This window comes from Microbacterium kyungheense (genome assembly GCF_006783905.1).
GTDB lineage: Bacteria > Actinomycetota > Actinomycetes > Actinomycetales > Microbacteriaceae > Microbacterium > Microbacterium kyungheense.
The window spans coordinates 41292-66596 of the sequence record NZ_VFPE01000001.1 but is presented as its reverse complement, the minus strand read 5'-3'; the positions used below and the strand labels follow the sequence as shown (position 1 = coordinate 66596).

Genomic DNA, 25305 nt, shown 5'->3' with positions numbered 1-25305 from the left:
CCGGTCGGGTGATCAGGCGAGGACGCGGACGCGTCGGCCGTCGAAGCCGACGACGTCTCCCGGGTGGAGCTGCCGTCCGCGGCGGCGGTCGACCTCGCCGTTCACCGTCACGTAGCCGTCGATGACGGCCTCCTTGACGTCGCCGCCCGAGTCGAACAGCCCCGCGAACTTCAGGAACTGGCCGAGGCGGATGACCTCGCCCCCGATGGAGACGTCGTCGATCGGTGCCGGGCTCGTCATGGTCGAAATGCTAGCCGAGCCCACTGCGCCGGGCCGGCTGGACCGGCGTCGTCTGCGGCCGCCATCGCCGAACGAAGCTCCTTGCCCGCCCAGAGGCGTCCTGAGCGGGCAAGGAGGGCCTCAGGCGAACTGCGTCGTGCGGCAGCTCGGTCTCGGGAGACGTGCTCGCGCCGGCACCGCGCGGGCATGTCCCTGTATCAAGAGGACCCGTTCAAGGCCGTTCAGATCCCCCACCCTCGCGGCTGCGAGGAAGGCGTCGACCAGCAGACGGTGGGATGCGGGGGCTACGGGGCGTTCGCGACCCGAGGTCGCCCGGGCCTGCGCCCGCCGGATGAGCTGCCGGGCGTTGGGGGAGGTCGTCCGCAGCAGACGTGCGATCTCGGCATAGGGGTAGTCGAAGCACTTGCGCAGCAGGTACGCCGCGAGCTGGGCCGCCGACAGTCGCGCCATGAGCACAGCGAGTATCTCGGTCACGGCCGCACGTTCTTCGACAGGCCGCGACGGGTCCGCACCGTGGAGCGCGGGCTCGTCGTGCAGCCACTCCGAGGTGATCTCGTGACGGTGGGGCGCGCTCTGGATGGCGTTGATCGCAAGATGGGTCACGGTGGTCGCGAGGAACGCCGACGGGTTCACGATGGCGTCGCGGTCCGTCAGCTGCCAGCGGAGCCATGCCTCTTGCACGCAATCCTCGGCCCGTGGCGCATCACGCGTGATGCGAAGGGCGATGCGCATCAGCGAGGGGCGTTCTTCGAGGAAGGTGTCGAGCGCACGTGCCAGCTCGCTTCTGGCCGGCCGAGCGCCCCCGCCGCTCTGGTCCGTGTCGTCGCCCGCGCGGATGGCGATATCGAGTGAAGCCATGACGGTTCCTCCTGCCGGGCTGCCGCTGTCGTGTGAGGGCGACGACCTCACTCTCGGCTCATCGGACTCCCGCTCGCACCACGTGACCGCGTAGTCGACCACGTGGTCACCGCGGAGAAGTCGGCGGCGACGGCCCCATCGCGACGTCGAATCTGCGGAACATGTCACGCCTGGTCCGGCGGTCCGGTCGTCCAGGTGAAGCAGGTACCTCAACGCAAGGAGCAAGCCATGACCGACACGCCACTCACCGCGTCGACCGCCCAGAACGGCGGCAAGCCCACCGTCGTTCTGGTCCACGGGTCGTGGGCCGACGCATCCAGCTGGTCCGAGGTCATCCCGCGCCTCGAGCACGACGGTTTCGTGGTGCGGGCCATTCCGAATGAGCTGCGGTCGCTCGCGGGCGACGCCGCCGTCGTGCGGGCGTTCGTCGAGGCCGTCCCCGGTCCTGTCGCGCTCGTCGCGCACTCGTACGGCGGCGCGGTGATCACGAACGCGGCGACCGGCCTCAACAACGTCGTCGCGCTCGTCTACGTCAACGCCTTCGTCCCGGCCGAGGGCGAATCGGCGTTCCAGCTCGCCGGACCGGACTCGGCCCTGGCCGTGCCCGACCCGACGACGGTGTTCGACCTGGTGCCGCCGGCCTTGCCGCCGACCGCGGACAGCGCCGTCTACCTGAAGGAATCCGCCGTCTTCGGTCCCTTCGCGGCAGGGCTCGGCCGCGACGACAAGGCGCTCGTCTACGCGACGCAGCGACCGGCGGCGTTCGGTGCGCTCACGGAACCCTCGGGCGAACCCGCGTGGAGGTCGATCCCGTCGTGGTACGTGCTCGGGGTGAAGGATCAGATCATCCCGCCGGCGGCGCAGCGCGCCATGGCCGACCGTGCCGGCTCGGTCGTGACGGAATACGACGCGGGGCACCTCGGGCTGCTGTCCGAGTCCAAGGTCGTGGTCCACGTCATCGAAGAGGCCGTCCGCGCCGACGTGACCGTGGCATAGTCGACGGCGCCGGGCCGGCCGCTGACCGGCGGACCGGCTCGACGCCGCCCTGATGGCGCTGCTTCGGCGGGTGTAGCATCCGACCGGAGGCCACGTGACTCACAGCGGTTCAGGCGTCGAACTGCTCGGACGACAACGGGAGTGCCAGGTCCTCGACGACCTGTTGGCAGGCGCGAGGACCGGAACGAGCGCTGCCTTGGTCGTGCGCGGAGAACCCGGGATCGGCAAGACCGCCCTGTTGGACCACATGACCTCGACAGCGAGCGGATGCCGCGTCCTGCGGGTCGCCGGGGTGCAATCCGAGATGGAGCTGTCGTACGCCGGGCTGCACCTCCTCTGTGCGCCCCTCCTCTCCGGTCTCGAGGATCTGCCCGATCCGCAGAAGAACGCCCTCGCCGGCGCATTCGGCCTGCGCGACGGCGGCCCGCCCGATCGATTCATGGTGGGGCTGGCGGTGCTCAACCTCCTCGCCGACGCGGCTGCCGATCAGCCGCTGCTCTGCGTGGTCGACGATGTGCAGTGGCTCGATGAAGCATCCGCCCTGACCTTGGCCTTCGTCGCGCGCCGGCTGCTGGCGGAGGCGGTGCTCCTGGTCTTCGCCGAGCGGGATCCATCCGAGCACCCGATGCTGACGGGGCTTCCGGAGCTGCACGTGACGGGTCTGCCCGATGGCGCGTCCCGAGACCTGCTGCGCACCGTCGTACCAGGACGCATCGATCGACTGGTGCGCGAACGGATCCTGACCGAAGCCGCCGGCAACCCGCTGGCCCTTCTGGAGCTGCCGCGTGGGTTGACCCCGCCGGAACTGGCGAGCGGGTTCATCGGCATCGAAGCCCATCGCGTGCCGAATCAGATCGAAGACGATTTCCTCCGCCGCGTACAGGCGCTGCCGGACGACGCCCGGCAGATCCTCGTGGTCGCGGCATCCGACCCGCTCGGCGATGTCCGGCTGCTCCGGCGCGCGACCCGGCGGCTCGGGATCGACGCCGACCATGTGCTGGCGAGAGGCGAGGCCGAGGGTCTGCTCTCGCTGGACGCCCAGGTTCATTTTCGGCATCCGCTCGTCCGCTCGGCCACGTATCGCGCCGCGTCGCACGCCGAGCTCCTGGACGCACATCGAGCGCTCGCCGAGTCCATCGACCAGCACTCGGATCCCGACCGCCACGCGTGGCACCGCGCCCAGGCCGCCGCCGGGCCGCAAGAAGACATCGCTGCGGAGTTGGTGAGATCGGCCGAGAAGGCCGGCGAACGCGGGGGCGTGGCCGCGATGGCGGCCTTCCTCGACCGCGCCGCGACCCTGACACCCGAGCCCGCGCAACGGTCCTCGCGCGCACTGGACGCCGCCCAAGCGAAGCTGCTCTCCGGCGCATTCGATCAAGCCGCGGGTCTGGTGGCGATGGCGGAGGTCGCGCCGTCCGACGATCTCGGGCGAGCTCGCATCGACCTGCTCAATGCCCAGATCGCGTTCGCGCAGAACCGGGCCAATGAGGCGACGCCCCTCCTGCTCTCGGCCGCGCACCGGCTCCAAGAGGTGGACGTCTCACTCGCTCGGCAGACGTATCTGGATGCGATCGGGGCGGCGTTGTTCGCCAGTCACCTCGCACGCGGTCCCGGGCTCCGCGAAGCCGGTGAAGCGGGACGCGAAGCGCCGAGGCCCGACGTGCCGGCCCTTCCCGACCGGCTGCTCGACGCGCTGTCGATCCGGCTCACGGAGGGCTACGCAGCGGGCGCTCCGCACATGGCCGCCGTCTTCGAAGAGCTGAACGATGACCGTCTGCCGGTCACCGACAGCCTTCGCTGGCTGTTGTTCGGGTCGGTGCTGGCCTCCGAACTGTGGGACTTCGACGGGTGGCGTGCCACGACGGCCCGGCACGTCGTCGTCGTCCGCGAGGCCGGAGCGCTCAGCGAGCTGCCGCCCGCGATCGACGCGCTCACGACCGTCCATCTGTTCGCCGGTGAGCTGGCAGCCGCCTCCGCCCTCATCGACGAGGCCAAGACCGTCTGCGAAGCGATCGGAAGCCCCCAAGCACGCCTCGGGCCCCTGGGGCTCGCGGCCTTCAGTGGCCACGAGCACGAAGCGCGTGCACTGATCGACGAGAATCTGGCGGATGCGACCGCGCGCGGTCAGGGTGCTGCCGTGATCATCACCGAGTGGTACCGCGCACTGCTCTGCAACGGCCTGGCACTCTACGACGAAGCCCTCGAAGCGGCCGGACGCGTGGTCGAACACCCGGAAGCCTTCACCTCGCTGCCCTGGGGGCTCGTCGAGCTGATCGAGGCGGCGACGAGGACGGGCAGGACGGACGTCGCAGCAAAGGCGAACGAGACCCTCTCGCGCGTGCTGCGGGCGGCCGGCACGGAGTGGGCGCTCGGCGTCGGGGCCCGTTCCCACGCGCTTGTGAGCTCCGGCTCGGTCGCGGAAGAGGCGTACCGGAGCGCGATCGATCACCTCGCCCGAACGCGGGCGGGCACCGATCTGGGGCGGGCACACCTGCTGTACGGCGAGTGGCTCCGGCGGGAGAACCGGAGAGCAGACGCCCGAGACGAACTGCGCACTGCCTACCGGATGCTCGACGAACTCGGCCTGAGCGGATTCGCGGAGCGTGCGCGCAGGGAGCTGCAGGCGACGGGAGTCGTCGCCCGTCCGCGCACGGACCCCACGAGGACCACGCTCACCGATCAGGAGGAGCAGATCGCCCGCTTGGCCGGGTCGGGGCTCACGAACGCCGAGATCGGTTCGCGGCTGTTCCTCAGCCCTCACACCGTGGACTGGCACCTGCGCAAGGTCTTCTCGAAGCTCGGCGTGGGCTCCCGACGCGAGATCCCGGCGCGCATGGCTACGCCACGAGGTCGGCGTACTCCGGATTTGCGGCGATGAACGCCGACACCACCTGACAGGTCACCGCAACCCGCGCCCCGTCCTCCCTCAGATCGTCGAGCACGTCGGCGATGAAGTCCGCGGCGATCCCCCGGCCGCGAAACGCCGGCTCCAGGAACGTCCAATCGATCACCAGGACATCGTCACGACGCTCGTAGTGGATGGCACCGATCTCGCGGTAGCTGATCGTCCCGACCTCCCATTCGCCGAGCACGGCCGCGTACCGGTCCTCGCTGTCGCGCCGACGGACCGATATCTCGATGTCGGTCTCGGCGGAGGGGATCTCCAGTTCCGGCACGCTCTCCCCGCTGACCTCCGCGACCAGTGCGGCGGTGTCGGACTCCGTCGCCCTTCCCGTGAAATCCTTCGGCTGTGCGTTCACATCGTCTCCTTCGATCATGTGCAGTGCGGCGGGAGAGGACCAGATCCACCCGCCGCTGACGGAACCCGTGACGGAACCCGTCACCAGAGACGACAGGACACGGTGCACCGATGTGACAGGAAGTGTCACGAAACCCCCCGTCGCGCGGTCGGGACTGATGACGGGCGACCGACATGCCCGCACAGACGGAAGGGGCAGACATGAACATCGTGGTCGTCGGAGGCACGGGCCTCATCGGATCCAGGGTCGTCCAGCTCATGAACGGACACGGTCATTTCGCGGTGGCCGCGTCGCCGGACTCCGGGGTCGACACGATCACCGGCGAAGGGCTGGCTGCAGCCTTCGGCGGGGCTGACGTCGTCGTCGATGTCTCGAATTCACCGTCGTTCGCCGACGAGGACGTGCTGCGGTTCTTCACCACGTCCACCCGCAACCAACTGGATGCCGAAGAGACCACCGGCGTCACCCACCATGTCGCGCTCTCCATCGTCGGGGCGGAGCGCCTGCCCGACTCCGGCTATCTGCGCGCCAAGGTCGCGCAGGAGCAGCTGATCCGGGAGTCCGGCCAGGCTTTCACGATCATCCGCGCGACGCAGTTCTTCGAGTTCGCCATCCGGATCGGCGATGAGGCCACGGTCGACGGGGTCGCGACGCTGAGTACGGGGCTCATGCAGCCGATGGCCGCCGCGGACGTCTCGCATGCCGTCGCGCGAGCGGCAGGCAGCACCCCTGTGGGCGGGGTGCGCGAGATCGGCGGCCCCGAGCGAATTCCACAGGACGAGTTCGTCCGTCGTGCGTTCGCCGCGAAGGATGACCCGCGCACGGTGATCGGCGACCCGCAGGCGCCCTACTTCGGAACAGTGCTCACCGGCGATGAGCTGACGCCGGCGGCGGATGCGACGCTCTCGTCGACCACATTCGCCGAATGGATCGCCGGGCAGCGATGGATCGCTGCCCGCTCCACCGCACCCGCGCTGGCAAGGTAGGCGAGCCCGCCCAGCCCGACGTGCTTCCTCCGACGAAGGCGCCGCGCCCGGACTCGCTAGGGTCGTGAGCGTGGATGAGACTCCGACGGTGCCCGCCCTGAGGTTGTCGGGGCTCGTGAAGCGGTTCGGCGACAAGCTCGCCGTCGCCGGGCTGGACCTGGAGGTGCCGACGGGCTCGTTCTTCGGCCTCGTGGGTCCGAACGGCGCCGGCAAGACGACGACGCTCTCGATGGCGACGGGCCTGCTGCGTCCGGATGCCGGCACGGCACAGGTCCACGGCGTCGATGTCTGGCAGCATCCGGTAGAGGCGAAGCGGATGATCGGCAACCTCGCCGACGGGGTGCGTCTGTTCGACCGGCTCACCGGCGAGCAGCTCATCACGTACACGGCCATGATGTTCGGCATCCCGCGCCCCGAGATCGCCCCGCGCGTCGCCGACCTGCTCGCCCTGATGGACCTGCGCGAAGCCGCCGGGACGATGGTCGCCGACTATTCGGCGGGCATGACGAAGAAGGTGGCGCTCGCCTGCGCCCTGGTGAACGCGCCCCGCCTGCTCGTGCTGGACGAGCCTTTCGAATCCGTCGACCCGGTGTCGGCCGCCAACATCGAAGACGTCCTGCGCGGCTACACGTCCACCGGCGGCACGGTCATCGTGTCGAGTCACTCGATGGACCTCGTCCAGCGCATGTGCGACCACGTCGCGATCATCGTCGACGGCGGCGTGCGCGCCGCGGGAACCGTCGACGACGTCCGCGCGGGCGAGACCCTCCAGTCGAGGTTCCTCACCCTCGTCGGCGGCCGCCACACCTCGGAAGGACCGGAGTGGTTGCGACAGTCCTGAGGCTGCGGTATCGCCTCCTCGGCAACTCGCTCACCCGCAGCCCGTGGCAGCTGGTGGGGTTCGTCTTCGGGATGCTGGCCGCCGTGTGGCTGGTCGGCCTCGTCGTCGTGGGCCTCGTGGCCGTCAGCTTCCTGCAGGGTCTCGAGGCGACCCGGGCGATCGCCGTGGTCGCCGGCTCTGCCCTGCTGCTCGGCTGGACGCTCGGCCCGCTGATCGTGTCGGGGTCGGACGGGATGGTGGATGCCGACCGCTTGGCACCCTTCCCGCTCTCGCAGCGTCAGCTCATGTTCGCGCTGGCGGGCACCGGGCTGACCGGCATCCCCGGCATCGCGACCTCGCTCACCGCCCTCGCGTCGGTCGTCCTCTGGGTGCGCTGGCCGCTGGCGGCCGTCGTCGCGCTGCCCATGGTCGTGGTCGCCGTGCTGACGTGCGTCCTCTTCAGCCGGCTCGTGACCACGGTGACGACGGGCTTCTCGGGTCGCCGCCGCGGGCAGGAGATCCTCGGCACGGTCGTCATCGGCCTGCTGATCATGACGGGGCCGATCCTGACCGGCGTCCTCGGACTCGTCGACGCGGCGGACGACCTGATGGCCCGGCTGGGACTGGCCGGCACGATCCTCGGATGGACGCCGATCGGAGCCGCGTGGGCGGTGCCCGGAGACGTGGCGGCGGGCGCGTGGCTGCCCGCACTGTGCAAGCTGGCGATCGCGGTCGGCACGCTGGCGGCTCTGTGGCTCGTGTGGGCGCGGGCACTGCACGCCGCTGCCGGCACGCGCCCGCGCCCGACGACGCGGACGGTCAAGTCCGGCGCGCTCGGACTGTTCGGCGTGATGCCGACCGGTGGAGTGGGCGCCACGTGGGCGCGGTCGCTCAACAGCTGGCTGCGCGATCCGCGCTACCTGCGTCAGCTCATCTTCATCCCGCTCTTCCCCGCCCTGTTCGCGTTCACCACGGGAGTCGACGGCGTGATGTTCGGCGCGTCCGCGGTGTTCGTTGCGCTCATCCTGGCGATAGCGAGCTACGCCGACGTCTCGTACGACGGCACGGCGTTCGCCTCCGTCCTCTCGTCGGGCACCACCGGTCGCGCCGATCGCTGGGGCCGCGTGCTGGGAGCGGGTTCGGTGGGTGTTCCGGCGGTCATCGCCATCGCGGTGGTCGTCGCCGCGATCACCGGCACGTGGGGTCACCTGCCCGCGGTGCTCGGCGGCGCGCTCGGGCTCGTCCTCGTCGGCTACGGCGTGTCTGCAGTCTCGTCGGCGCTCCTCGTCGTGCCGGTCCCCCGCGCGGGCGACAGCCCCTTCAAGACGGTGCCCGGCCAGACGTTCGCGAGCGGGATGCTGGTGTTCGTGGTGATGGGAGCCTGCCTCCTGCTCAGCGCACCGGCGATCGTCCTCGCGATCGTCTCGCTGGTGACGGGGTCCGCTCCTCTCGGCGCGCTCGCCCTCGTGGTCGGAATCGTCGTCGGAGCGGGCGTCATCGTGGCGGGCGTCATCGTCGGCGGCCGCATCCTCGACCGGTCAGGACCGGGGCTGCTGCTGCGCATCAAGGCGTTCCCGATCTGAGCCGCCCCGCTGCGGTAACGTCGCTAGCGCGTGCAAGCTGGAGAGGAGGCATCCGATGCCCACCACCGCCGCCAAGCGGGTCACCGCGGCCGACGTCGCCCGGTCGCTGGGGATCTCTCGCGCGACGGTCGGCTTCGTGCTCAACGACACCCCCGGTCAGAAGATCTCGGATGCCACGCGGGAACGCGTGATCGCCGAGGCGAAGCGGCTCGGCTACCGCGCCAACACGGCCGCACGAGCGCTGGCGAGCGGCCGGACCCGGATCGTCCTGCTGGTCATGCCCGACTGGCCGCTCGACCACAATCTGCGCACGAACCTCGACGAGGCCTCTCTCGCGCTCGACGAGGCGGGGTATTCGCTCGTCACAATGACCCCTCACAGCGGCGGCAAGGCGCAGCCCCTGTGGGAGACGCTCAACCCCGACGTCGTGATGGGTCTCACGCCCTTCAGCCGCGCCCAGATCGCCCGATTCCGTGCAGCGGGCGTCGAGCACATCGTGCCCGACACGGCTCGAGAGGATGGCACCGTCCTCGATGAGCTGAGCGACGGCCCCGCGCTCCAGGTGCGCCACCTCGTCGAGCGAGGCCGCGCCCGCCTCGCGTACGCGGCATCGCCCGACGTCCGTCTGGCCGACCTGCGCGACCTTCGCCTGGCGACCGCGCGCGCCGAGGTCGACCGCACGCCGGACGCCGAGCTCGTCGACGTCGTCGAAGTGGATGCCGCGACCGCCGCCGACCGCCTTCGCGAGCTCATCGCGGTGGGCGTCGACGGCGTCATCGCCTACAACGACGATGTCGCCGCGCTGCTGCTTCGCGCCGCACTTCGAGCAGGCGTCGCGGTGCCGGACGGTCTCGCCATCGTCGGGCACGACGACACTCCGCTGGCCGCGCTTCTCGTCCCCTCCCTCAGTTCGGTGCGGGTCGACATCGCGGGCCTGGGTCGCTACTTCGCACAGATGGCCCTCACGGCGGCGGCGGGCACGGCGGTGCCGGCGGACCGGCCGCGGGCGACCACCGAGATCGTCGCCCGCGAGACCACCTGACGGGTCGGGCTCACAGCCGCAGCTTGCGCGCGCTAGTGCGTTGATCTACTGTGTCGGTAGCGCGCGCTAGCCACCTTCCCTGTGAGACATCGGAGTCCCATGGCCCCTCTCGACGAGACCAGCATCGCGGTCTCCCCCGACGCCCCCTCCGCCGAAGCCCCCACGCGGGTCGGCGGCCTGTTCCTGACGCTGTTCGGCCTGATGAACTTCGGGCTCTACCTCACCGTGATGATGCCGGCGCTGTTCAGCCTCCCGTTCAAGGTGCAGCAGCTCGCACCCGACGACAAGGCCGTCACCCTGGGCCTCGTCTCGGCCATCGGCGCGATCGTCTCCATCGTCAGCGGTCCGGTGGCGGGGGTCCTCAGCGACCACACACGCTCGCGCTGGGGCCGCCGCCGCCCGTGGCTGCTCGGCGGCATCCTCGTCGTGCTCGCCGGCTCGGTCGGCGTCGCCCTGGCCCCGTCCGTGCCGCTGCTGATCGGCGCGTGGTGCATCGTCTGCATCGGCGGCGCGGGATCGGCCGCCGCGATCGTCCCGGTGGTCGCCGAACGCGTGCCCGAGGCGCAGCGCGGCACCGTGGGGGCCATCGTCGGCGTCGCGACGCAGCTCGCCGGCGTGCTCGGCTACACGATCGGCGGCATGCTCACCGGCAATCTCGTGCTGCTGTTCGCGCTTCCGGTGCTGGTGCTGGGCGTGTTCGCCCTGATCTATTCGCTGGTGTTCCCGGACTCGACGGCTCCCCTCGAGCACACGACAGTCAGGCAGACCTTCCGCCTGCTGATCTTCAACCCGCGCAGGCATCCGGACTTCTCACTGGTCTGGCTGGGCAAGTTCCTCATGCAGACGGCGCTCGCCTTCTTGACGACGTACCAGCTGTACTTCCTCGCCGACCGTCTGGGGTTCACCGCCGAAGAGGCGGGGCAGAAGCTCGCTCTGGTGGGCGGCATCGGCATCCTCGTCACCATGGGCTTCGCCGTCGGATCCGGACTGCTCTCCGACAAGCTCCGCCGCCGCAAGGTGTTCATCTTCACCGCCTCAGCACTGACCGCCACCGGGCTGGCGCTCATGGCGTTCACCGACGGGTTCGGTCTGTTCTTCGCCGCCGTCATGTTCGTCCTCGGCGCCGCGGGCATGTTCGGCGCCACCGACGTCGCCATGGCCAGCGACCTCGTGCCCGAGAAGGATCAGGCCGGCCGCTGGATGTCGATCTACAACCTCTCCGCCACGCTGCCCGGCGCGATCGCACCGCTCATCGGCTCCGGCCTGCTTCTTCTCGGTGATGTCACCGGCGGCAACTACACCGCGCTGTTCCTCACCGGTGCCGTCATCGCGATCGGCACGGGCATCGTCACCAGCTTCGTCCGCGGAGTCCGCTGATGACGGCATCCCCACCGCCCGCGACCGTCGACTCGCTCGTCGCCGGACTCACGCTCGACGAGAAGACGCTGCTGCTCGAGGGCGTGGACGCGTGGAACACCAACGGCGTCGCACGACTCGGCGTCCGTCGCCTGTTCGTCACCGACGGCCCGCACGGCGTGCGCAAGGTGCGCGACAACGCCGGGGCGTTCGGCCTGGCCGAGGCGGAGCCCTCCACGTCCTTCCCGACCTCGACGACCCTGGCCAAGACCTGGAACCCACGGCTCGCGCACGAGGTCGGCGCGGCGATCGGGCGCGAGAGCGCGGCTCTCGGCGTGGATGTGCTGCTCGCCCCGGGCGTGAACATCATGCGCAGCCCGCTGTGCGGTCGCAACTTCGAGTACTACTCGGAGGATCCGCTCATCTCGGGAGTGTTCGGCGCCGCGTTCGTCCGGGGCGTCCAGAGCGAAGGGGTGGCGGCATCCGTCAAGCACTTCGCGGCCAACTCGAACGAGGACTTCCGCTTCACCGGCGACAGCGTCGTCGACGAGCGCGCGCTGCGCGAGATCTATCTGCGCGCGTTCGAGCGGATCGTCACCGAGGCCGCCCCCGCCACCGTGATGTGCGCGTACAACCGGCTGAACGGCACCTACTGCTCCGAAAATGCAGAACTGCTCACCGGCATCCTGCGGGACGAATGGGGCTTCGACGGACTCGTCATGACGGACTGGGGTGCCACGCGCGATCGCGTCGCAGGACTCGCGGCGGGCTGCGATCTCGACATGCCCGGCGAGGTCGAGCACAATCGCGCGGAGCTGAAGGCCGCTGTCGAAGACGGACGCCTCTCGCCTGAGACGCTCGACCGCGCCGTCGGCCGCGTGCTCGCTCTCATCGACCGATGCGCGCCCGACACGGCGGCGAGCGTCGATGCTGCCGCGCACGCCGCGCTGGCCGAAGAGGTCGCCGTCGAGGGCGCCGTCCTGCTCGCGAACGACGGCGTCCTCCCACTGTCGGCCCCGGGCGGACGCCTCGTCGTCGTGGGCGAGATGTTCGAGAAGATGCGATTCCAGGGCGCGGGCTCCTCGCTCGTCTCGCCACCCGAGGCGGTGTCGCCGAAGGATGCCTTCGAGCGTCGCCGGATCGATCACGCCTATGCACCCGGTTACCGTGCGCTCGACGCTGCCCCGGATGCGGCACTGGAGAGCGCGGCGCTGGCGGCAGCGGCTCACGCCGACACCGTGCTGTTCTTCGGCGGTCTGGGCGATCTCGAAGAGAGCGAGGGCTTCGACCGGACCACGATGGCGCTGCCCGAGGCTCAGGTCCGGCTGCTCTCGGCACTCGTCGACAGCGGTGCGAAGGTCGTGCTCGTCCTGTCGGCCGGTGCGCCCGTCGAGATCCCTCACGCCGAAGAGCTCGCCGCAGTGCTGCTGCTGTCGCTGCCCGGCATGCGCGGCGGCGAAGCGGCCGCCCGCCTGCTGTTCGGCGAGGCGAACCCGTCGGGACGGCTCACCGAGAGCTGGCCGGCCACGGCCGCCGACTCGAGCTGCGCAGACGACTTCGGCCGCGACGCCGTCTCGCAGTACTACGAGTCGATCTACGTCGGGTACCGGTTCCATGACCGGGCGGGCACCGCGCTCCGGTATCCGTTCGGCCACGGCCAGTCGTACACGCGTTTCGAGCACCGCGAGCTCGACGTGACCCCCGACGGCGAGCGCATCCACGCGCAGGTCACGGTGACGAACACCGGCGATCGCGACGGCGCCGAGGTCGTGCAGCTCTACGTCCGGAACAACCGGGGCCGGGTCTTCAAGGCCGACAAAGAGCTGCGGGCCTTCACCAAGACGTGGCTCGCCGCCGGCGCCTCGACCCGCGTCGAGCTGAGCTTCCCCCTCGCCGACCTCGCGTACTGGGACGTCGCGGACCACGGCTGGGTGCTCGAGAACGGCGAGTACGAGGTGCTCGTCGCGGCCTCGGCCGCGGACATCCGCCTCTCGGCGCCCCTCGTCGTGCACGAGGGGCGTGCATCGCTCTCGCCGTACCCGCCGGCCGTCGACCTCGCGTACGCCGAGCCTCCCGCCGAGGTCCCCGACGCCTTCGCGGCGCTGCTCGGCCGAGCAGTCCCGCCCGCCCGACGATCGCACCGCCTCGAGCTGGAGGCGCGGCTGGCGGACGCCAGGGGATCGTTCCTCGGCGGCATCATGTACCGCGCTGTCGTCGGGCGCGTGCAGAGGGACTTCGATGCCGCCCTCGCCCTGCCCGCCTCGCCAGAGCGGGATGCGAAGGTCAAGAGCGCCCACTTCGTGCTGCGGATGATGCCCTCCATGTCGCTGCGCGCGATGGCGATGTCGTCCGCCGGCGAGCTGCCGTACCACGTGGCCGCGGGCCTGGCCGATCTCGGCACCGGGCACCCGCTGCGCGGCATCCGCCGTCTTCTGAGCCGCCGGCAGGGGCAGGAAGGGAATCGATGAGGATCACACGCCTGAGCGTCAACGGCCAGGAGGCCGGCTGCATCACCGACGAACACCCCGTCTTCGCGTTCTCGCTGGACTCGGACCTCGCCGGTGAAGACCTCGCGGCGGCGCGCATCCGCGTCGGCGACTGGCAGATCGTCACGGACCAGCAGATCGGCATCCGCTACGACGGGCCCCTCGCCCCGTACACCGACTACCTCGTCGAGGTCGAAGCGACCGGCACGAGCGGCGCCACCGCCACGTCGACCGCCGCCTTCCGGACCGGGCGACTCGACCGGCCCTGGATCGGGCGGTGGATCACCGACGCGTCCTACGTCACGCCCAAGAAGGCCTCACCGACGCCGATGGTGTTCCGCACCCGCGTCACGGTGGACCGTGCTGTCACCCGGGCGTGGATCGAGGCCACCGCCCTCGGCGTGTACGAGCTCACGCTCAACGGGCACAAGGTCGGCGAGGACTACTTCGCGCCGGGATTCACGTCGTATCACCACCAGCTCCAGTACCAGACCTACGACGTCACGCAGCTGCTGCGCGACGATGCGCACAACGATCTCGTCGCGACCGTCGCCGGCGGCTGGGCCGTCGGCTCGTACACCTTCGCCCGCAAGAACAAGATCTACGCCGACCGTCAGGCGTTCCTCGCCGAGCTGCACGTCGAGTTCGCCGACGGCACCTCCGACGTCGTGCCGACCGGCGATGCCTGGGAGGTCTCTGTCGACGGTCCGGTGCGGATGGCCGAGTGGTACGACGGCGAGACGGTCGACGCCCGGATCACCGCCGAGCGCATGGCGTGGCATCCCGCCGACGTGACGGCACCACCCGCCTCGCCCGCCATCCGGGCGCAGTACGGACCACCGGTCCGGGTGCAGCGCACCTTCGCGCCGATCGGCCGGACCACGGCGCCCAGCGGCGAGATCGTCTACGACTTCGGACAGAACTTCGCCGGCGTCGTCCACGCGCGCCTGCGCGGCCGCGAGGGTCAGACCGTGGTCTTCCGTCATGCCGAGGTGCTCGTCGACGGGGAGCTGTTCGTGAAGTCGCTGCGCACGGCGAAGGCGACCGCGACGTACACGTGTGCCGACGGCGACCAGACATACTCGCCTCGGCACACCTACATGGGCTTCCGCTACGTCGGCGTCACCGGGATCGACTCGGACGATCTGGAACTCACCGCGCTGGTCCTGCACAGCGATCTGCGCCGCACCGGCACGTTCACCTCGTCGGACGAGCGACTGAACCGTCTGCAGTCCGCGATCGAGTGGGGCGGCCGGTCCAACTTCGTCGACATCCCCACCGACTGCCCGCAACGCGACGAGCGGGAAGGGTGGACGGGCGACTACGCCGCCTTCGCCACCACCGCGAGCTACAACTTCGACATGAGCCGCTTCGTCGACAAGTGGCTGCGCGACATGGCGGCCGAGCAGGCGCCGGGCGGCGGCATCCCGATGGTCGTCCCCCGGGCCGGCAACGGCTTCCCCGTCATGGCCACCTCGCTGTGGGGTGACGTGTGCGTCATGGCGCCCTGGGCGGAGTACCTCGCGCGCGGAGACCTCGGCGTGCTGCGGCGGAGCTATCCGATGATGAAGAAGTTCGTGAAGGCCGCCGACTGGTGGTCGAAGCTCCTGGCCGTCGGCGAGCGACGCCGCATCTGGCGCTTCCCGTTCCACTTCGGAGACTGGACCTCACCCGACGGGTCCGCCAAGGAATGGATCCAGAAGGGCCGCTGGATCGGCACCGCGTACCGGGCCAACTCGCTCGGGATCATCGCGCAGATCGCCGAGCTCCTCGGCGAGACGACGGATGCCGCCCGCTATCGCTCCACCCGCGACGAGGTGATCGCGGCCTACCGCAGCGTCTTCACGGACGGAGCGGGAAGGCTCAAGAACGAGTTCCAGACCGCTTACGTCTTGCCCCTGCACTTCGGCATGACCGACGGCGCCGAGACCGAGGCCATGGTCGACAACCTCGTCCGCCTCATCGACGACGCCGGCGGGCATCTGCGCACAGGCTTCCCCGGGACGCCGTACATCCTCTTCGCCCTCTCGGACCACGGGCGCGTGGACCGGGCCTTCGACCTGCTCCTGCAGTCCGGCCCGCCCTCCTGGCTGTACATGGTGGATGCCGGCGGCACCACGATCTGGGAGCGGTGGGATGCCCTGCGTCCGGACGGCACCGTCAACACCCTCGACCTGAACACCGGCAAGGACACCGGCGGGATGGTCTCGTTCAACCACTACGCCGCCGGCGCCGTGGGTGACTGGCTCTACAAGCGCATCGGCGGCATCGAGCCCACCTCGGGCGGCTACCGCACCTTCCGCGTTGCGCCGCTCCTCGGCGGCGGCCTCACCTCGGCAGAGGCGGTCGTCGAGACCCCGTACGGGCGGGCGTCATCATCGTGGACGCTGTCGGCGGAGGGAACGTTCCGGCTCCGCGTCGAGGTTCCCGTCTCGACCCGCTGCACCGTCGTGACACCGGACGGGCGGCAGGCCCAGGTGACCAGTGGGACGCACGACTTCGTGTGCGAGGCCGCAACTACCGCACCCGCGATGGTCGACGGGCGGGGGCTGACGGCGCCGCGCCGCTAGGCCGCGCGCAGCCGGGTCTGCCAGCGGTGGTGCTCGCGCAGCACCAGCACCCCGAGGATGCTCCATACGCCGAGGTCGTCCGCGAAGCCCAGCGGCCCGAGGACGAGTTCGGGGATCAGATCGATCGGCGAGACCGCGTAGACCACGGCGGCGGTCGCGGCGACCCACGTCGACGTCGCGACGTGGTGCTCACCGGACTTGAGCGCCTTGAGGAATCTCCACCACATGCATCCAGTGTGCGCGGGCGTGCGAGTGTCGAGGGCGGGCGGTATCAACTTGTGATCTTTCCGTCGGCGTCGGTCCGGGTTGCCGCTCGCGTTGTCGGCGAGGGAATCACAGAATCGATGCATGATGCGCGCTGCAGGCACGACGCAGACCCATCCCGCTGACGCGGTGTGGCGTGAGGCCGTTCCCGGCTACCGCCGTTGGGAGAAGACCACGACCCTCGGATCGGGTGGGGAGGTATGGGGGTGGGCCACCGCCGAGGTGCTGCGGTGGGGAGTGAAGACGCGCAGCGGATTCTCGGTCACCCCCGCCACGACCGTCGCCACCGGCATCCGACCTGTCATCCTGGCCCACCCGTTCGGGCTGTCGATCCGCGAGCCCGTGGAAGTCGTCGACGTCGTCGAGACTCCGAATCGGGTCGGCTTCGCATACCGCACGCTCCCCGGGCACCCCGTCTCGGGCGAAGAGGCGTTCATCGTGCATCGACGCGGTGACGAGGTGCTGCTGACGATCCGGTCGCTGACCCGCGCAGCGGACAGTCCTCGCTGGAGACTGGCGTACCCGGGACTGCTCCTCGCCCAGAAAGTCGCTCGCCTCAGATACCTTCGGGCGCTCCGCATTCGGGCCACGCACCGAAAGCCTCCCCCACCGGCGGTCTGAAGGTCGCCGCCGGGGACCTGTGGCACAGTGACGGAGTGACCGAACCCGACCTGATTGCGCTTGCCGAGGCCGTGCGCGCTGCCGCAGAAGCTCGTGCGGATCTCCGACGACTCGGTGTCCAGCTTGAGGCCGCGGGAGCACTTGCGCAGACGCGGCGCAGCGAGCTGGCCGACCTGCAGCGCAGGCTGCAGGTGGAGCAGTCCGATGTCCGGCGGCTCGAGAAACTCTCGCCGACGAAGATCTGGGCCGCGCTGCGCGGGGACACGGCCGACCGACTGGCCGTCGAGCGCGCCGAAGCGGACGTCGCCGCCATCGCGGTGGCGGGGGCGCAGGCGCGGCTGGACAGCGCCATCGCGCACGCCTCGCGAGTCCGAAGCGAACGCGACGACCTGAGCGACGCGGAGAACACGTTCCGCGAGGCGCTGGCCGCCTACGAGGTCGCCCTTCGCGCGGCGGGCGGGCGCGACGCGGCGGAACTGACCGAGATCGCTGCCCAGCTGGGCGTAGCCGCCGCGCGTCAGCGTGAGATCGCGGAGGCGGTCGATGCACTGCGCGCCACCCGAGCCGCCCTGAACGACGCGCTCGCGAAGCTCGACAGTGCGGGCGGCTGGTCGACGTACGACACGTTCTTCGGGGGCGGCTTCATCGCCGACATGGTCAAGCACTCGAACATCAGCGAGGCCACCGAAGCGTTCACGGCGGTCAACCGCGCGCTCGAGCGGCTCTCTACAGAGCTCGCCGACCTCGGGGCCACGGCTGTCGACGGCGTCGACATCTCCGACACGCTGGCGGTCTTCGATGTGCTGTTCGACAACGTCCTCAGCGACTGGATCGTGATGGACCGCATCTCTGCGGCCCGCGCGAACGCCGAGGACCTCGACGACCGTCTTGTTCTCGTCGCGGAGCGCCTCGCCGCCGGCGCCATCGAGACGTCGACGCGGATCGACTCGCTGCTGGCACGGCGTGAGGCGATCCTCACCGCCCTGGCCTGACTGTCAAGACCCGGGTGCTGTGCGCGGGCTCATGGTGCAGGCTGAGCGAAGTGCAGGAGGAGCAACTGCGGACGGCCGGAGACGGCGCGCGTCGCCTCGGGCACGTATGCCATCAGAGACCAGGGCCACGCCGGCCAGTCGCCGATCTCGGTGCTCGGCCTCGGCAGCGGCGAGTCGTCCACGTGGAGGGCCGGCTCCTCGCAGCCGCGCAGCTCGAGTCCCGCGGCGAGCGCGGCGCGAAGATAGTCGCCGAGGGGATGCCGGAATGCCGGGGCGAGGCGGCGCTCCCCGTCGGGTCCTAGACCCTTGATGCCCGAGCCGATCGTGGTGAGCTCGCGATGCACGTCCGAGATGAGGAGCGCGCCGCCCGGGCGCAGCACGCGGGCGAACTCGGTGAACACCGGGCCGAGATCGCTCACGTGGACGAGCGCGAGCGCGCACACGACCACATCGACCGATCGGTCGGCGAGAGGCAGTCGATCGACCGATCCCAGCTGGAAGTCGCCCTCCGGGACGCGGTCACGGGCCAGCTCGAGCATGTCCGGTGACCCGTCGACGCCGATCACGGTGTGTCCGAGGTCGGCGAGAATCCGTGCGAATCGCCCTGTGCCGCACGCGGCATCCAGGGCGACGCCGACCTCGCGGTGCGCCAGCCATTCGGTGATGACCGGCTCGTCGATCGCAAAGAGTCCACCGCCCGCGTTCGCGTCGTATTCGGGCGCCTGCTGCTGATAAGCGACATCAGCGGCCACCCGCTCCGCGAGCACCCCGCGGCCCACGAGCTTCCCGTCGGCGAGCAATCGGCGGATCTCGGCGACCCGGTCTTCGACGAAGGCTTGATCGTGGTCGCCGGCCCATGCGTCGAGCAGAGCTGACCCTTCGATACCGAGCAGATACGCAAGAGGGTCCTGGTAGATCACGATCGAGGAGCCTAGCCAGCGCCGCGCGCGCAGATCAAGGCACGGCTGCTTCAACGAGTGCCGGCCCTGCGTGACGAACGGAACGAAGGCCAGGCCGAGTCAGGCCGATTCAGACAGCCTCGAGGCAACTTCGCCGGAAGAACTGACCTCGTCGCCGTCAACCGCCATCGGATGCCCGTGTCCGCACCGCCGCCCGAGGCGCCGGACAGATCCAAGCCGAAGGCCCATATGGACTGCGGTGTCAGCGTGACGGCTGCCGAGATGCGATGGGTCGGGGTTTGAGCGAACGGTCCCGTTGAACGTGAACTTGCGTCGACGCGTCTGCCGGAGGCACGACGTGGTGCTGCTGTGCGACCTGCTCGGCGTGGGGCTCCTGTGAGGATGATTGTCGGTTCATCCCCGAACGTTACGCCTCCAATATGTATGACCTCACAGGGTCCTTCAGCGATCACTTGCCGTTTCTGTAACGGCACTGGCCGGCGAGCACCGCGCGATGCTCGTACGCCCCGCCCGCAGAGATGCCCGATCGCGGTCCCCCATGTCGACGCGAAGCCCTACCGCGGGACGCCACTCTGCAGATCCACCGTCGCTCGCCGAGTATGCGCGAAACCCGGGGATGATGTTCGATAGTCCTCCGGACGCGGAGTGCCTTTGAACTCTGGTAGATGGGCATCACCCCCAGTAGAGCGTGATCTCAACCCCTGCGTTCGCCTGCAATCACGCGCCTATCGAGGCATCAGACACTGCATGCGACTGCAGACGATCCCGGCACTTGTTCACGCATTGTTCACGCCCTTGTTCACGCCCTTGTTCAGGGAAGGAGCGTCGGTCGGCCCATCGGCCGCCGGCGGCACCCCGCGGAAGATCACGGTCTTTCAGGATCGCGACGTGAGTGCGAGCAAGCTCCGCATGATGACGTTCAGTACGCGAACGGTTTGCGAAGGCCCTGCATCGGTTGCCCCACCTCGACCAGATATGTCAAGGGCAGCGGACCGAAGACGTCCGCGACTTCGCCGCCGAGCTGTCGCGGAAAGGCGACCACGAGTTCAATGCCTGGGCGACGCATGTTATCCATCAGGTAATCCACACCCCTGATGCGCTTGAGGCGACCGCTCACGCGAGGTCGTGAACTGCTGTGGTTCGGAGGGCGCGCGAACGAAACACGGTGGTCGATGTCGAAGTCGTCGAGATCTCCCACGGCGCACGAGCGGGCGCGTGATGACTGTTCCATGCCTCATCGTCCCATGCGGCAGGCGCGAGTGGGGCCGAGCGCGAGCAGCCCGGAGTGCTCGCGGAGTCGTGCGTCGGGTGCACGAGCCGACTCGAGCTGTGAGCCATCCAGGATGGGGGCGTAACGTCCGATCATGAGCGCACAGGCACAGACAAACGGAAGCGACGTGCCGGCCCCCACGACGAACCGACGAGTGCTCGAGTGAAAGTCGCGATGCTCGGTGCCATCGCCTGGCGGACGCCGCCGATCAGCTATGGACCGTGGGAGCGCGTGACGAGCCTGCTGACCGAGGGGCTGGTGCGTCGCGGGGTTGACGTGACGTTGTTCGCCACCGCCGACTCGATCACGAGCGGCTACCTCGATGCCGTCGCGCCGCACGGCTACGCGGAGGACCCGGCGATGGACGGCCGGGTGTGGGAGGCGCTCCACGTCGCACACGCGCTGGAACGGTCGAGCGAATACGATCTCGTGCACAACCAGCTCGACTGGCTGCCGCTCGCCTTCACCGCCCATTGGGCCGCCCCGATGGTCACGACGATCCACGGCTTCTCCGGTCCCGCGATCCTGCCCGCGTATCTCGCCTCGGCTTCGACGTTCGTCTCCATCTCCGACGCAGATCGCTCTCCAGGCCTGGATTACGTCGCGACGATCCACCACGGGATCGATCCCGGGGAACTCCCGTACGTACCCGAGTCTGGCGACTACCTGGTGTCGTTCGGACGCATCCACCCCGACAAGGGCACCGCTACGGCGATCGAGATCGCGCGGCGGGCCGGCCGCCGGCTGGTGATCTGCGGCCTCGTCCAGCACGTCGACTACTTCCGCGATGAGGTGGAGCCCCACATCGACGGGGACCGCGTCGTCTTCCTCGGCGCCGTGGCACCCGAGGAACGCGCGCGCGTCCTCGGTCACGCCGCCGCACTGCTGCACCCGATCGACTTCGACGAGCCGTTCGGGCTCTCGGTGGTCGAATCGATGATGTGCGGAACGCCGGCTCTCGCGTACCGCCGGGGATCGATGGCGGAGGTCATCGACGAGGGTGTGACGGGCAGCACCGTGGCCTCGATCGACGAGGCGATCTCGGCCCTCCCGGCCGTCGCGTCGCTGGACCGCCGTCGCGTCCACGAACGCGCCGTCGCGCGATTCGGCGTGGAGCGGATGGTCGACGAGTATCTGAGCGTCTACGAGACCGTGCTGGCTCGCTGATCCTGTGACGACGTCCAGGTCGGCCGTGTAGCGTGCAACCACAGCGTCCCGGTGCGAACCCGGGCGTGGACCGGACCGCGGCGATGAAGGCGCGGTTCCACGAGGGATGCCGCCGGCAGACGTCTCGCCATCGCCCGGAGCGATTGCCCACGGGCATCATCAGAGAGCGTCGCCGTGACCCACTACGGATTCCTCAGCACCTTTCCGCCGACCCGCTGCGGGCTGGCCACATTCACCGAGTCGCTCTCCACCGCGCTCGTCCGGCACGACGACGAGGGCACCATCGTTCGTGCGCTCGATCAGCCCGAAGAGCGGGATCGGCACGATCCTCGCGTGCGATCGCGCGTGAGCACCGACCTGATCGCCGACGACGGCCTCAGCACGTTGCGCGCGACCATGGCCCTCAATGCGTGCGACGTCGTGATCGTGCAGCACGAATACGGGATCTACGGCGGCCGCGACGGTGATCAGGTCCTCGATGTGCTCGCCGCACTGCGGATCCCCGCCATCGTCGTGCTCCACACCGTGCTCGTGGCACCCACGCAGCACCAGCGGGAGGTGCTCGAAGAAGTGTGCCGACTCGCGTCCGTGGTGGTCGTGATGACGACCCACGCCCGTGACAACCTCGCCGCGATCTACGCGGTCGATCTCGCCCGAGTTCGCGTCATCCCGCACGGCGTGCAGCATGTGGCTCTCCGCGAATCGAAGCCGCACAGCGGCCGCCGCGTCGTCACGTGGGGCCTCCTCTCGCCCGGCAAGGGCATCGAGTGGGGCATCCGCGCCATGGCGCAGCTCACGGACATCACGCCGACTGTCGAGTACCTCGTCGCTGGACAGACGCACCCCAAAGTGCTCGCGCATGCCGGGGAGAGCTACCGCACCATGCTCGCGGGTCTCGCGGGCGACCTCGGCATCGGGTCGTCGGTCCGCATCGACGGCCGCTACCTCGAGGCGTCCCAGCTCGCCGCACTGATCGCGTCGGCGGATGTCGTGCTCCTCCCGTACGACTCTGTCGACCAGGCGACCTCCGGCGTCCTTGCCGAGGCCGTTGCAGCCGGCGTTCCCGTCGTCGCCACGGCATTCCCTCACGCTGTGGAGCTGTTGTCGAGCGGAGCCGGGATCGTGGTCCCGCACCAGAACCCTGACGCCACTGCGCGGGCGCTGCGCGAGATCATCACCGGCACGGCCGTCGCCGATCGCATGCGCGAAACAGCGCTCCGCGAGACGAACGAGACGACATGGTCCGCGGTCGCCGACCGCTACCGTACCGTGACAGCGAGGCTCGCCGCCGGCAGGGCAGCATGATCGTCCTCTCTCCGCCATACGATCACCTCTGCGCGCTGACGGATCATAACGGCATCTTCGAGCACGCTCTCCTTGCCGCGCCTCGCCGCGAACACGGATACTGCGTCGACGATGTGGCGCGCGCGCTGATCGTGGTCGCGCGCGAGCGGCAGCAGACCGTCGAGCTCCGGCGACTGGCTGCGACCTATCTGCGTTTCCTGGAGTCGGCGGTGCGCGCAGACGGTCTCGCGCACAACCGGATGAATGCTGACGGCGAGTGGTCCGACAACCCGGCCATGGGCGACTGGTGGGGACGACTGCTGTGGGCGCTCGGCACGATCGCCGCGCAGCGGGGTGACCCGTGGACCCGTGCTCGCGCCCTGCGGACGTTTCGGATCGCCGCCCGCGAGCGGTCGACGAGCCTGCGGACCCTCGCCTACGCGGCCCTCGGTGCGGCGGAGATCGTGCGTGTGCGCGCCGACGACCACATCGCCCGGACACTTCTCCGGGAGTACATCCGGGCGATGCCCGACCTGCCGGATCCATCGTGGCAGTGGCCCGAACGTCGCCTCGGCTATGGGAACGCCTCCATCGCCGAAGCGCTGATCGCCGCAGGCAGTGCTCTCGACGACCTTGCGGCCACGACCCAGGGGCTGCAGATGCTCGACTTCCTGCTCTCCGTGGAGATGTCGGACGACCGATTCTCCGTGACCGGGACGGCAGGGCGCGGACCCGGGGAGAAGGGTCCGTCGTTCGACCAGCAGCCACTGGAGCTCGCCGCGCTCGCGGACGCGTGTGCGACGGCACACTCCGTCACCGGTGACTCGGCGTGGCTCCCTCCGATCGCGCTCGCGTGGCGTTGGTTCACCGGTCTCAACGACAGCGGGACCACCATGTTCGATGCCGAGACCGGCGCCGGCTTCGACGGGCTAGAACCCGGCGGCAGGAACGAGAACCGCGGAGCAGAATCGACATTGGCCGCATTGAGCACCTACCAGCAGGCGCTCCGACACCGTGTGCTGACAGCATCATGACAGCCCGCATCCACGCGACAGGGTTGAGGCAGCAGCCGGATCGGGTGATCGCCCAGTTGTTCTTGCCGGGCGAGGAATGGTCCGCCGAGCACTCTCGCGCCGGCGAGATCATCGCTCGCGTCATCGCGATACCGGACGAACAGATCGATGCGCTCGCGGCCGAGCTGACACATGACTTCGGTTCGCGGCATCCCGATATCCGCGCGCTGTTCCTGGAGAACGCCGCCGTCGTGAGCTCCCGCCTGGCAGACCCGGTCGACCTCAGCGTCGCGCGTCGTCTGGTGCTCGGCGCGAGTTTCACGGCGGAGTACGCCGTCGAAGGAGCCGCTCTGTGCAACCCCAGCGCGATCGAGCATCCCGACCAGACAGGGTTGGCTCCCGGGCAGCTGCGTGTCGCGGTAGCTCTCCGCGCCATCGGGGATGGTCACCGTTCCTCCATCGAATTCGCCGAAGCCATCATCGGTCCCGGCCGCCGCTGGACATTCCTGGATCGGATGCTGCCGCTGTGGCGGGCGCGGATCGACGAAGGAGACTGGAGCATCGCCCATTTCCGCGCCGCAGTCGAAGAGGCGGGGCTCGTCAATGAGATCTCGCACAATGTGCTGCAGGGGCTTGACGACCGGTTCACCGTGTCAGACGTCGAGGCCTCCGTGACACGCCTGCCGAAGGCGCTCTCTCGGCGTGCGGACAGCGCTCGGCACATCGAGGCGATTCGCGAGCTGGCGATCTCCGTCTATCGCGCCGTGTTCTCCCGCGAGACGTCCCTCAGCCAGCGTGTGCTCACCCCTGTCGCGGCAGAGGAACGGCACGGAATGGAAGACGCGCGATTCGTGCGATTCACCGGCCTCGCCGGGACCACCCACTACCGCGGCACCTACACCGCGTACGACGGTCGCACCATCGCGCCCCGTCTCATCATCACCTCGGATCTGCGCGAGTTCGACATCCATCGGCTGACCGGCGATGCCGCTCAGGACAAGGGGATGGCGTTGTTCCCTCGACCCGTGGCGGGCAGGTATCTCGCGCTGAGCCGCACCGACGGCGAGAACATCTCGCTGGCGGAGTCCCACGACGGCGTGATCTGGGACCAGGCCGGGATCGTCCACGCACCGTCGGAGCCCTGGGAGATGGTCCAGTGCGGCAACTGCGGCCCGCCGCTCGAGACGCCGCACGGGTGGATCGTGCTCGTTCACGGAGTGGGCCCGATGCGCAGATACTCCCTCGGGGCGTTGCTCCTCGACCTCGATGACCCGACGATCGTCCTCGGCCGGACGTCGACGCCGATCGTGCAGCCGATCGACGACCGCCGCGACGGCTACGTGCCGAACGTCGTCTACTCGTGCGGCGGACTCATCGTGGACGACGTGATCTGGATCCCGATCGGCATCGGGGACTCGCGCATCGGCGTGTGCTCGATCGAGGTCGATGAGCTTCTCGCGCACCTGGTTCCTTAGCCTGACCGCGGATTCGAGGTGACCGCCTCCGTGTTTGCTGCACACCGACGTACACACCCGAGAACCGGCGTATCCTGAGACCAGATGGCCCGGACCCTGTCA

Annotated in this window: 21 protein-coding genes; 15 read left to right on the top strand and 6 right to left on the bottom strand. The window is 69.6% G+C overall.

Annotated elements, in window-relative coordinates:
- Window positions 1-12 precede the first annotated feature (12 nt).
- Window positions 13-240 (bottom strand): RNA-binding S4 domain-containing protein, encoded by a 228-nt coding sequence (locus FB391_RS00325; RefSeq protein ID WP_141892326.1) that lies wholly within the window; start codon window positions 238-240, stop codon window positions 13-15.
- Between the two features lie 120 nt (window positions 241-360).
- Window positions 361-1098, bottom strand: coding sequence for a sigma factor (locus tag FB391_RS00320; protein ID WP_141892325.1), 738 nt, complete (start codon window positions 1096-1098; stop codon window positions 361-363).
- Window positions 1099-1326: 228 nt separating this feature from the next.
- On the opposite strand from FB391_RS00320, the gene FB391_RS00315 reads away from it, so the two are divergent.
- Window positions 1327-2094, top strand: coding sequence for an alpha/beta fold hydrolase (locus FB391_RS00315; protein ID WP_141892324.1), 768 nt, complete (start codon window positions 1327-1329; stop codon window positions 2092-2094).
- A 94-nt stretch (window positions 2095-2188) separates the two neighbouring features.
- Window positions 2189-4972, top strand: a complete 2784-nt coding sequence (locus FB391_RS00310) for a helix-turn-helix transcriptional regulator (RefSeq protein WP_141892323.1) — start codon at window positions 2189-2191, stop codon at window positions 4970-4972.
- On the opposite strand, the gene FB391_RS00305 is transcribed toward FB391_RS00310, so the two are convergent.
- Window positions 4932-5354 (bottom strand): GNAT family N-acetyltransferase, encoded by a 423-nt coding sequence (locus FB391_RS00305; RefSeq protein ID WP_185842864.1) that lies wholly within the window; start codon window positions 5352-5354, stop codon window positions 4932-4934. The genes FB391_RS00310 and FB391_RS00305 overlap by 41 nt on opposite strands.
- A gap of 200 nt (window positions 5355-5554) precedes the next feature.
- Between FB391_RS00305 and FB391_RS00300 the strand changes: the two genes are divergently transcribed.
- The 7 genes from FB391_RS00300 to FB391_RS00270 all read left to right on the top strand — a co-directional run bounded on the left by FB391_RS00300 (window position 5555) and on the right by FB391_RS00270 (window position 16197).
- Window positions 5555-6340: an SDR family oxidoreductase gene (locus tag FB391_RS00300; protein ID WP_141892321.1), complete on the top strand. Its 786-nt coding sequence runs from the start codon at window positions 5555-5557 to the stop codon at window positions 6338-6340.
- A 70-nt stretch (window positions 6341-6410) separates the two neighbouring features.
- Window positions 6411-7181: an ABC transporter ATP-binding protein gene (locus tag FB391_RS00295; RefSeq protein WP_141892320.1), complete on the top strand. Its 771-nt coding sequence runs from the start codon at window positions 6411-6413 to the stop codon at window positions 7179-7181.
- On the top strand, window positions 7163-8743 hold the full coding sequence (locus tag FB391_RS00290; protein ID WP_141892319.1) for a hypothetical protein: 1581 nt from the start codon (window positions 7163-7165) through the stop codon (window positions 8741-8743). Before FB391_RS00295 ends, FB391_RS00290 begins: the two co-directional genes overlap by 19 nt.
- Before the next feature lie 55 nt (window positions 8744-8798).
- Complete coding sequence (locus tag FB391_RS00285) at window positions 8799-9785, top strand: LacI family DNA-binding transcriptional regulator (protein WP_141892318.1); 987 nt, start codon at window positions 8799-8801, stop codon at window positions 9783-9785.
- Window positions 9786-9884: 99 nt separating this feature from the next.
- Window positions 9885-11162: an MFS transporter gene (locus FB391_RS00280; protein WP_141892317.1), complete on the top strand. Its 1278-nt coding sequence runs from the start codon at window positions 9885-9887 to the stop codon at window positions 11160-11162.
- Window positions 11162-13609, top strand: coding sequence for a glycoside hydrolase family 3 N-terminal domain-containing protein (locus FB391_RS00275; protein WP_141892316.1), 2448 nt, complete (start codon window positions 11162-11164; stop codon window positions 13607-13609). Before FB391_RS00280 ends, FB391_RS00275 begins: the two co-directional genes overlap by 1 nt.
- The gene (locus tag FB391_RS00270; protein ID WP_141892315.1) at window positions 13606-16197 is read left to right on the top strand and encodes a family 78 glycoside hydrolase catalytic domain; all 2592 of its coding nucleotides are present in this window, start codon (window positions 13606-13608) and stop codon (window positions 16195-16197) included. Before FB391_RS00275 ends, FB391_RS00270 begins: the two co-directional genes overlap by 4 nt.
- Here the strand turns inward: FB391_RS00270 and FB391_RS00265 are convergent.
- On the bottom strand, window positions 16194-16424 hold the full coding sequence (locus tag FB391_RS00265) for a YkvA family protein (protein WP_221886266.1): 231 nt from the start codon (window positions 16422-16424) through the stop codon (window positions 16194-16196). The two genes, FB391_RS00270 and FB391_RS00265, sit on opposite strands and share 4 nt — an antisense overlap.
- Window positions 16425-16545: 121 nt before the next feature.
- Between FB391_RS00265 and FB391_RS00260 the strand changes: the two genes are divergently transcribed.
- Window positions 16546-17082 (top strand): DUF1990 family protein, encoded by a 537-nt coding sequence (locus FB391_RS00260; RefSeq protein WP_141892313.1) that lies wholly within the window; start codon window positions 16546-16548, stop codon window positions 17080-17082.
- Between the two features lie 35 nt (window positions 17083-17117).
- On the top strand, window positions 17118-18074 hold the full coding sequence (locus FB391_RS00255; RefSeq protein WP_141892312.1) for a hypothetical protein: 957 nt from the start codon (window positions 17118-17120) through the stop codon (window positions 18072-18074).
- Between the two features lie 29 nt (window positions 18075-18103).
- Here FB391_RS00255 and FB391_RS00250 read toward each other — a convergent pair whose 3' ends face one another.
- Together FB391_RS00250 and FB391_RS00245 are read right to left on the bottom strand one after the other, a co-directional pair.
- Window positions 18104-18994 (bottom strand): class I SAM-dependent methyltransferase, encoded by an 891-nt coding sequence (locus FB391_RS00250; protein WP_141892311.1) that lies wholly within the window; start codon window positions 18992-18994, stop codon window positions 18104-18106.
- A 919-nt stretch (window positions 18995-19913) separates the two neighbouring features.
- A complete protein-coding gene (locus FB391_RS00245) occupies window positions 19914-20225 on the bottom strand; it encodes a hypothetical protein (RefSeq protein WP_141892310.1) in 312 nt (103 codons plus the stop codon).
- A 201-nt stretch (window positions 20226-20426) separates the two neighbouring features.
- On the opposite strand from FB391_RS00245, the gene FB391_RS00240 reads away from it, so the two are divergent.
- The 4 genes from FB391_RS00240 (at window position 20427) to FB391_RS00225 (ending at window position 25203) form a co-directional block, all read left to right on the top strand.
- Window positions 20427-21431 carry a glycosyltransferase family 4 protein gene (locus FB391_RS00240; protein ID WP_141892309.1) on the top strand — a complete coding sequence of 335 codons (1005 nt, stop codon included), beginning with the start codon at window positions 20427-20429 and terminating at the stop codon, window positions 21429-21431.
- A gap of 174 nt (window positions 21432-21605) precedes the next feature.
- Window positions 21606-22736, top strand: coding sequence for a glycosyltransferase (locus FB391_RS00235; RefSeq protein WP_141892308.1), 1131 nt, complete (start codon window positions 21606-21608; stop codon window positions 22734-22736).
- 113 nt (window positions 22737-22849) lie between these two features.
- On the top strand, window positions 22850-23749 hold the full coding sequence (locus FB391_RS00230; RefSeq protein ID WP_246093300.1) for a glycosyltransferase: 900 nt from the start codon (window positions 22850-22852) through the stop codon (window positions 23747-23749).
- Window positions 23746-25203: a glycoside hydrolase family 130 protein gene (locus FB391_RS00225; protein WP_141892306.1), complete on the top strand. Its 1458-nt coding sequence runs from the start codon at window positions 23746-23748 to the stop codon at window positions 25201-25203. The genes FB391_RS00230 and FB391_RS00225 overlap by 4 nt, the downstream gene beginning before the upstream one ends.
- Window positions 25204-25305: the final 102 nt, after the last annotated feature.